General features: G+C 33.3%; 9 protein-coding genes. All 9 read right to left on the bottom strand.

From position 1 onward, the window contains the following. Window positions 1-451: MupG family TIM beta-alpha barrel fold protein (locus BN52_RS01565; RefSeq protein ID WP_040473294.1), on the bottom strand; the 451-nt coding region annotated here is incomplete at its 3' end. 25 nt (window positions 452-476) lie between these two features. Then, complete coding sequence (locus BN52_RS01560; RefSeq protein WP_008472328.1) at window positions 477-1,715, bottom strand: alpha-L-fucosidase; 1,239 nt, start codon at window positions 1,713-1,715, stop codon at window positions 477-479. Window positions 1,716-1,847: 132 nt separating this feature from the next. Continuing rightward, complete coding sequence (locus BN52_RS01555; RefSeq protein ID WP_008472327.1) at window positions 1,848-2,159, bottom strand: PTS sugar transporter subunit IIA; 312 nt, start codon at window positions 2,157-2,159, stop codon at window positions 1,848-1,850. Continuing rightward, on the bottom strand, window positions 2,146-3,576 hold the full coding sequence (locus BN52_RS01550; protein ID WP_008472326.1) for a PTS sugar transporter subunit IIC: 1,431 nt from the start codon (window positions 3,574-3,576) through the stop codon (window positions 2,146-2,148). The genes BN52_RS01555 and BN52_RS01550 overlap by 14 nt, the downstream gene beginning before the upstream one ends. A gap of 38 nt (window positions 3,577-3,614) precedes the next feature. Continuing rightward, entirely contained in the window at window positions 3,615-3,923 is a 309-nt protein-coding gene (locus BN52_RS01545; RefSeq protein ID WP_008472325.1) for a PTS sugar transporter subunit IIB, read from the bottom strand. 902 nt (window positions 3,924-4,825) lie between these two features. Beyond that, window positions 4,826-5,563 carry a 2-dehydro-3-deoxy-phosphogluconate aldolase gene (gene dagF, locus BN52_RS01540; protein WP_008472324.1) on the bottom strand — a complete coding sequence of 246 codons (738 nt, stop codon included), beginning with the start codon at window positions 5,561-5,563 and terminating at the stop codon, window positions 4,826-4,828. A 1-nt stretch (window position 5,564) separates the two neighbouring features. Next, a complete protein-coding gene (locus BN52_RS01535; protein WP_008472323.1) occupies window positions 5,565-6,662 on the bottom strand; it encodes a DgaE family pyridoxal phosphate-dependent ammonia lyase in 1,098 nt (365 codons plus the stop codon). Window positions 6,663-6,674: 12 nt separating this feature from the next. Beyond that, window positions 6,675-7,784 (bottom strand): amidohydrolase/deacetylase family metallohydrolase, encoded by a 1,110-nt coding sequence (locus BN52_RS01530; protein WP_008472321.1) that lies wholly within the window; start codon window positions 7,782-7,784, stop codon window positions 6,675-6,677. A 23-nt stretch (window positions 7,785-7,807) separates the two neighbouring features. Next, window positions 7,808-8,491, bottom strand: coding sequence for a DUF4310 family protein (locus tag BN52_RS01525; protein WP_008472319.1), 684 nt, complete (start codon window positions 8,489-8,491; stop codon window positions 7,808-7,810). Window positions 8,492-8,507: the final 16 nt, after the last annotated feature.

Raw genomic sequence — 8,507 nt, 5'->3', positions numbered from 1 at the left:
AGAAGTTGTGGCAGCCATAAAGAAAGGGAGTGTTAGGCTGGTAGCTGATGATGTTATTCAAATAATCGACGTCATTACTCATATTGAGTTCAATAATCAAGCCATAAGGGTTAAAAGACATCATCGCCTCAGTAGCACCGTCAAATGCTTGATCGAGTCTTAAGCCGGTTGCTCCGATTTCTTTGAAAAACTTCAGATCTGAATAGGAGATACCGAGCTTCTTAAACAGTTGTGGCGAAACATCGATAAAGGTTTGGTAGCCCAAACTGTTGCCAAAGTTAATGATTTTTTGGTATTTGGCTTTGGTTTCTTCAACGCTTCCTTGAACTTCCAGCATGCTCATAAAGATTCTTGTAAAACCGTATTTATGGCCGAGTTCAAGATACTCGGCATCTTTTTGATATTCACTGTGGTCGGGATAGATTGATAATCCCAAGTTGCGCATTGTCATCTTTTGCTCCTTTTAAACAATATTTTTACTTTATAACACCTTTAGCTACCCTAACAACATAATCTGTTCCGTAGCGGTATCCGGTTGCATCAAATGTAACAATTCCTTCACTATTTTGTATGAATTTCAATTCTTCACTATTATCTAGCCAATATAATTCTTTCAATGGGTCATCAATATCTACATAAGTTTTTGGATTTATACTTTCTCCACCCAAAACCACATTGCTATTTCCTTTGATCTTTAAATCGTGAACAAAAAAATAATAAGTATTTTCAACTTTAATCGCAAAATCTTTTTTATTTGAAGTAGATCGTAAAGAAACTTTTGATCCATTGTAAAATGCTTCAGAAAATAATGAGGTCCATTTTCCAATTAACTTTAAGTACTCCAAGTCAATATTATTTATTGAACCATCACCATTTGGCCCAATATTTACAACAGTATTGGCACCTACTTTCTTACCATGAACTATGGTCTCAATTATTTCTTTTGGCGACTTATAATCAAAATCCATTGAAGCTCTTCCCCAATGCTGATTCAAAGTAACAGAAATTTCTCCGGCAACATACTTTTCTCCCTCTTTACCGTGATTTACTCTTCCGGGCAATCCACGTTCATATGTAACTGCATCAATTTCTTTATTCGAAATTTTTCCTCTTTCTACCAATCCCGTATTATTGATAATCATAGCATCAGGTTGATATTTTCGAATCATACTATATAGCTTATCTTGTTTCCAATTTGCATCAGGTTTATTCCAATTTCCATCAAACCAAAATCCACCTATTTTTCCGTAGTCTTTACATAGAATCTTTACCGATTTGTATAAATATTCCAAATATTGCTCAAAATTATTTTCATAGTACGGATTGTGCCAATCATACGTGGCCATATACAAAAAAGGAGAGATATTTGCTTCATGACAAGCATCTACAAACTCTTTAATTAAATCTCTTTTAGCACTACTATGAATAGAATCAAATGTCGTTAGCCCTTTAGTATCATATAAACAAAAGCCCTCATGATGCTTAGCTGTCAATATTATATAATGCGCTCCCATTTGTTTTGCAACTTTTACAATTTCTTTTGCATTATATTTTTCTGCTTTAAAGCCCTTGATTAGACTTTCATACTTACCTTTAGGAATTTCATGTATAAATTGCGTCCATTCCCCCTGAGATAATTGAGAATATAATCCCCAATGAATAAATAGCCCTAATCCCATTTTTTCATAATTAACAATTCGTTGCTCTTTTAACATGTTGCTCTCCTAAATTATTAACTATAAATGCCTAAATTTCTCTTGTTTTAAAAAAGCAATCTTCTATAACTACACTATAGAAGATTGCCTCTATAACAGAAAATAACTACATAAACCTAAGAATAAGAAAGATTAATTTCTAACTTTTTTATTTAATCTTACAATGCTCATGGACAAATCTTGCAACAATTCCGCTGCCATCATTTGATCCTCTGCATGAACAAGAAGCAAACTTAATTTGCTACTCTTCTCTTTAGCCTCATTTGTAATTATTTCAAAGTGGGCTTTTTCTGCATCTTTCAAGCATTCTTTCGCTTCTTCATAGCGTTTTTCTATTTCGTCAAATTTACCTGATTCTGAATCTTGTATGTTGAGCATAAATAAAGAACGAGCTTGACCTGCACTACTTATAATATCAAATATTTTTTTCTCAAGCTCTTCCATAATCCTTTATTCTCCTTGTTTCTATAAAAAGACTGATCTTTCTAAAAACCTTTTTTACAAAAGCAATTTGAAAGCCAGCATTATCACTTATAGATAAATTTTCCACTTCACCAGTCGTTTTTACTTCAGTGTCTGGTTCATTTGCTTGTCTTTCAATTTCAAGTTGTTTATTATCCCATGCTCTAAAGAAAGGATAGTAAATTATAATTGAAACAATAATATTTAAAATAGCTAAAACAGCTGCACGCCAATCAAAGCCAGTTGCCATATAAGCTCCAATAGGTCCAGGAAGTGTCCAAGGTACTAAAGCTATGGTTCTACTTACCAAATGTAATACCATTGCAAAATATGTAATTACAGAAGTAATAACTGGTGCTGCTATAAATGGAATTACGAAATATGAATTTAAAACAATAGGCAAACCAAAAATAATTGGTTCATTAATATTGAAAATACTTGGTAAAATTACAGCTTTTCCAACAGTTTTACCAAATGAGGATTTCGAAGCAAAAGCAAGTAAGATACATAATCCAATAATAGTACCAGATCCGCCAATGTATACAAACCATTGGAAGAACTGCTCAGTCATAAAATGAGGTGCATTAGCAGCAACACCACCTTTGGCCAACCAATCAATATTAATATTTAAGTTGTCATACCAATATGGAGTAATCGGTGTACTTGTAATTGCTCCGTGTACACCAAAGAACCAAAATACAGAATTAAATAAAGGTGGGATTATCGCTGACGCAAAGTTATCTTTTGCAAAATGCGATAATGGAGACAAGATTGCTAATAAACCAGCATTCAAATCGAAATGTAGAAGTTCTTTGATTATCCATGATCCCAAGATAATTACAGCAGCAGGAACTAAAGACATAAATGAATTAGATACTGAAGCGGGAACTCCTTTAGGCATTTTTATTACTAAATTCTTTTGCTTAAACCATCTAATAATTTCAACTGAAAGCATTGAAACAAGCATTGCTGTAAATAAGCCCTTAGCACCAAAATTTACAGATGGCAACACTGTTCCAACAGCCATACCAGCTAGCTTTGCAGCTTTATCTGTTAGTGCGCCCGGGGACACAGTTAGAATTAAAAATGCCATGGTAGCAATAGTTGCTGAGGAATTTCTATCTAACTTATATGTTTGAGCTAGTGCAGACGCCATAGCATAACATGAATAAAGAGCCATCATACCAATAGAGAATGTCACTGGTATCTGTAACATTGGTAAATATGGTGTAATAAAGGTCTTCCATGAGTCAACAGGAAAAGCTGCTACAATGGTAAAGAATGAGCCTACAACAGCCACAGGAATAATAACAGCCATACCATCTCTAATTGCCGTAAAATATCTATTTCCTGCTAATTTGGCCATTTTTTCGGTTACTTTATCAGCATTAAATTTCATTTTTTCCACCTTTTGAAAATCTTTCTTCTAAACAAGGACTAATTCAATTTTTCAAGGATTAAATTTAATAACTTTTCACCTGAAAATGGATTATATAGGTTTCTAGGAATCAAAATAAAAGGTAGATTAGACGCATTAGCATCTTTCTCTACTTGATCCTTAGCATAAATTGATTGGGGAGCAAGTAACACGATATCAAAATTTCCGTCGTTTAAATCATCCGCAACATGCTGTGTTCCAGTAGCTTTTACGGATACTTCTCTACCAATCTTTTTTCCGGCATCTTCTATTGCTTCTGCAATCAAAGAAGAGCTCATACCACCACTGCAAGAAAGTAATACATTCATTTTTTTCTCCTAACATATATAACATCTATTTTTGCAAAATTAAGAAAACGTTTTCAACGTATACACCTGTGCAGTATATCATTCAATATAATATGAAATAAAATTTCTTATTACGTGCAATAATACCGTAGCAATGAAATTTATATAACTTTATAATACTACCAAATAACAATACAAAACGGCCTATTTTAATCAAGCAAAAATAGTAATAGATCGCTTTGTGCTAATTAAATCGTTTAAGTCAATAAATAGGCCACTCCGATTAAAACTCCCTGGGACTTAAGCATTTTAGTATCCTTTACAAGTTAGTTTAAAGGGATTCAGCTATTATATATAATTTATTAATATCGTAAACATTATCTAGCTAAATCTTTAAATCATCGTAAAACAGAAATCAAATCCTACAAAAGATTTTGTGAAGTCTTCGGCTATCTATTTTTTTCACGTTTTAACTATCGTTCATGCCAGTTGCTACAATTAATTTTTAAGATACTCCAAGAAAAGAGCTAAAAAGCTGACGTAAGAATACAATTCTTGACCATTGAATTCTTTTCGATAATCATTTGTTGGCTAATTCACAATTATCATGTAGAGTTTTTCGTGAATATACCAATATTGGCTACAAAATAATCAACAAAATCTACTATTATAACTTCAAAGTTCATACCATTTGTCAACGATTATGTCTTTTTTAACTATGTTATCTACAGCAAGAGATAAAGGGCATAATGATCATCAATTGGCTTATTGCCTAGGGCGATTAACTAACATCTAGAGTAATGCAGTATATCTTGGGTATCCCTCAATAACATAATAAATAATTATTACTCACAGCCTGTTTAAACATAAGAACCTCAATCCTTCTTTATTGGAATGAGGTTCTTAAAGAAAAAATATTAATATTACACGTTTTTCTTTATAATTTCGAGTAACTTTCTGATATCCTCAATATTAGTCTCTCCTGTTTTCTTATTCATAATTGAAGCATAAAGATGTGGTAAAATTTTCTTCACACCTGCATTCAGTGCAATTTGTAATATCTCTTCAAAATTTTCTAAAGTAATTCCTCCTGATGGCTCAATGCCTAAATCATGAGACGCACATTCTTTACAAATATATTCATATTCAGCTCGATGTTTTAAGCCCCCCATTGGATAATATTTAAACGAATTTCCACCCATATCTTTAACTAAAGCAATAGCAGTTGTAACTGGTACTTCGGCAACCATTTCTTTAGAACTTAATGGTCCAGTCGCAATATTCACATACCCAACTTTTCCAGTAGGTGAAACTAAAGCATCAATATATGTATCCTTTTGTCCGAGAGTTGCTCTCGTATAAGCTACTCCTGTGAATACTTGACAAACATGTTGGGGCTGAATTTCATGGGCAACTTGGCTAACCATCAAACTTTGGTTGGGATCACCTTGACCTAAACCAACAGAAATTGCATTTTCTGTAAGCTGTTGATATTGTTTCATAGCAGAAACACAAGAACTGTTGTCCTTATAATCTTTTGTTAATACCCCCAATACAACATGCCCTTCACAAGCATCATAAACTTTTTTGGCATTTTCTAACGATCCAGCCAATACATTAAGAGCAACCTGATCTTTATACCAATTAATATTATTATTCATTTTACTTTATAATCTCCTTTAATCTGTCTACAATTTGATCCATTTCTTTATCATTAACAGCACGTATATCAAATTCAATTATTCCTTCGTTTGCTCGATATTCTCTTGTATAAATAGCAGGGTCTTGACTCTTAAGTTCTTGAATTATTTCTGGCGCTGTTTTCTTATAATTTTTATTTATCTCAATATCTGCTCGATAAATTTCTCTTCCAGCTTGGTCTTTAACCTCTTCTACTGCTATATTTGGAATAGTCTTCAATTTTTCGATAAATGGACGCAATCTTTGTTTCATATGATATCCTGTCTCTGGTCCATTATTTAAGTATTTTTCTACTGCTACAGTAAAAGCAAGGATATTTTCTTTTCCAATTTTCATAGCACGTCCAATTCCTGCGCTCTGCATTCTAACCCACTCAATATATTTTGCTTTTCCATATACTAGTCCAGAAGCAGGTCCTTCAATAGCTTTTGCACCACTAAAAATAATAATATCAACACCCATGTCAATATATACTTTCAAATTTTCCTCAGCAGCGGCATCTAAGATCAAAGGTAAATTATATTTATGTGCTATTTTTACTGCTTCCTCGATTGATAGCATGCTTTTTTGAACAGCATGATGACTTTTAACATAAAAAATTGCAGCAGTGTTATCTGTTATCATCATTTCAATATGTTTTGGAGAACACATATTGGCATAACCTGCTTCTACCACTCTTCCTCCTCCCAAGTTGATCATTACTTCTTCAGGAGCACCATAATCAACATTCTGGCCTTTTGGAATGATAATTTCATTTTTACTGAATCGATTATCAAAAGGATGATATACATGATATTGTGATCCTCTACCAATAATTGCAGCTATTGCCATCGAAATTCCAGCAGAAGCTGAGTTTACAATAATAGCATCTTCTGCCCCTAATAGACCGGCCAAGTAATTTCCTGTTTTCTTAACAAGATCTTCAATTTCAAAAAAATGGGTATCTCCGAAATTTTGAGCGTCTATCACTTCTTTTGATACTTTTGATACACCGAGTATAGTCATCTTTCCACTAGCATTTATAACGTGCTTTAAGTCTAATTTTTCATAAATATTCAATGGCTTGCCTCCTTAAATTTTATAATATTTTCCCATTACAACGACTGATTTTGGCTTAATGACCGTACTGGTCTTCTTTGTATTATTATTTGAATCTATTAATTCTTTTTCTTTGTTTTCCAAATCAAAAATTGTAATATCTGCATCATAACCTGGCTTCAATTTTCCTTTTGTTACTAAATTAAACGAATTAGCTGGAGCTTCCGTCACTTTCTTTACTACTTCTCCCAAGGAGAGTCCACACAAAAGCATCTTGTCCATAGTAGTCGACATATTAAATACTGGTCCATTGATTCTATTTCTATTATAAATATCGGTGCTAATGGAATATGGAATCAAACCACATTTATATGCCAAATCAAAAGTATTAAAGTTAAAACTATCAGTTCCATGACCAACATCAAACTTAACTCCTCTACGATATGCTTCCCATGCAAATGTAGAAATATTATGTTCCTTATCTAAAATACCATTCGGTTTTCCGTTATATACATGAGTGATAATATCATTTTCATCTAGAAGATCCATGACACTCTTTAATTCTGGTGGATTTGCCCCAACATGTGTCATTATTGGAAATTGACCACCTAACTCTTTCTGTATCTTCTTTGCAACTATTAAAGGTTTAACCCCATTATTTATAACAACGGAATGGCTTTCTCTGACCTTTATTCCAACAATAAAGTCTTTCAAATTACATATAGCTTTTTTTAATGGGACTGATTGAACCTTAGAAAAATCTCCTAATTCGTTTTGTGCCAAGATCCCAGTTTTTCCAATATTAATCATTGCAAAAACATTTGTAACCTTATTTCTTGTTATATTGTAAAAATCTTCAATATTGTCTGAACCTGTAGATCCTGCATCTATGACCGTTGTTACACCACTCTTGTATCCATCTTCATCTGGGTCATCGTAATACAATGTCAGTTTTTCATAACAATGTGTATGGTCATCTATCCATCCTGCAGAAACCAAGCTTTTCTCTAAGTCAATAGTATTTTTAGCTTGTATACCTTCTAATTTGTTACTTACAGCAATAATCTTTTTTCCTAAAATCCCAATTTCAATTGGCTCTTCGTTAATGGCATTTATGCCATTCTTTAAATACAAATCTAACATTATGTTCTCCTAAATAGATAAATCTAAAGTTTTATTGGGAAGAACAACCCCATTACCATGGCTCCAATGATTGCTCCCCCAGCAATTGGTTTTTTCCATAAATAAAATATGGCAGACCCAATAATTGCACCTATCCCAATTGGAATAGAAGCCTGAGCAGCTGACAAGATGATCAATGGTCCTAAAAATCGACCAGTATCATTACCAGCCCCCATCATAATATCAGCACCAAAAGTTGATTGGGATTGCTTCAAAGTTACATGACGAATTGAATAAATGATTCCACCTATTATTAATCCAATCAGCATACCTGTTAAAATAGCTAAGAAGAAGTTTTGAATGGGTGCTTTAACTCCCATACTCAACAAAATAGCTGGTATACCCAAACCAACACCTGTTAGAATTGAGCCTCCTAAATCCAAAATTCCATCTAAAGATCCCTCTAAAACTCTAGCAAATAAGAAACTTGCCCCAAAAGCTGCTGCCGCACCGTAAGATCCTCCAGTCATTCCGGCTTTCAACATTGCCACAAAAGCAACTTCATTGAATGCACCAGTACCATAATTAAAGTACATAGATGTTCCAGCAAAAACACCGGCTGACATTAAGCCAACAATAACTGGAAAACTCCAATCTGCATACCAGAAATTTTTTGTATGCTCGAGATTTTGTTCATAAATAGGTGTTTCTTCATGTTTGTCTATCATTTCTTTCTCCTTTTCT

The sequence above is a fragment of the Lactobacillus gigeriorum DSM 23908 = CRBIP 24.85 genome (assembly GCF_000296855.1).
GTDB classification, from domain to species: Bacteria; Bacillota; Bacilli; order Lactobacillales; family Lactobacillaceae; genus Lactobacillus; species Lactobacillus gigeriorum.
Note: the sequence above shows the minus strand (reverse complement) of the source record. Positions and strands in the feature narration are given on the sequence as shown.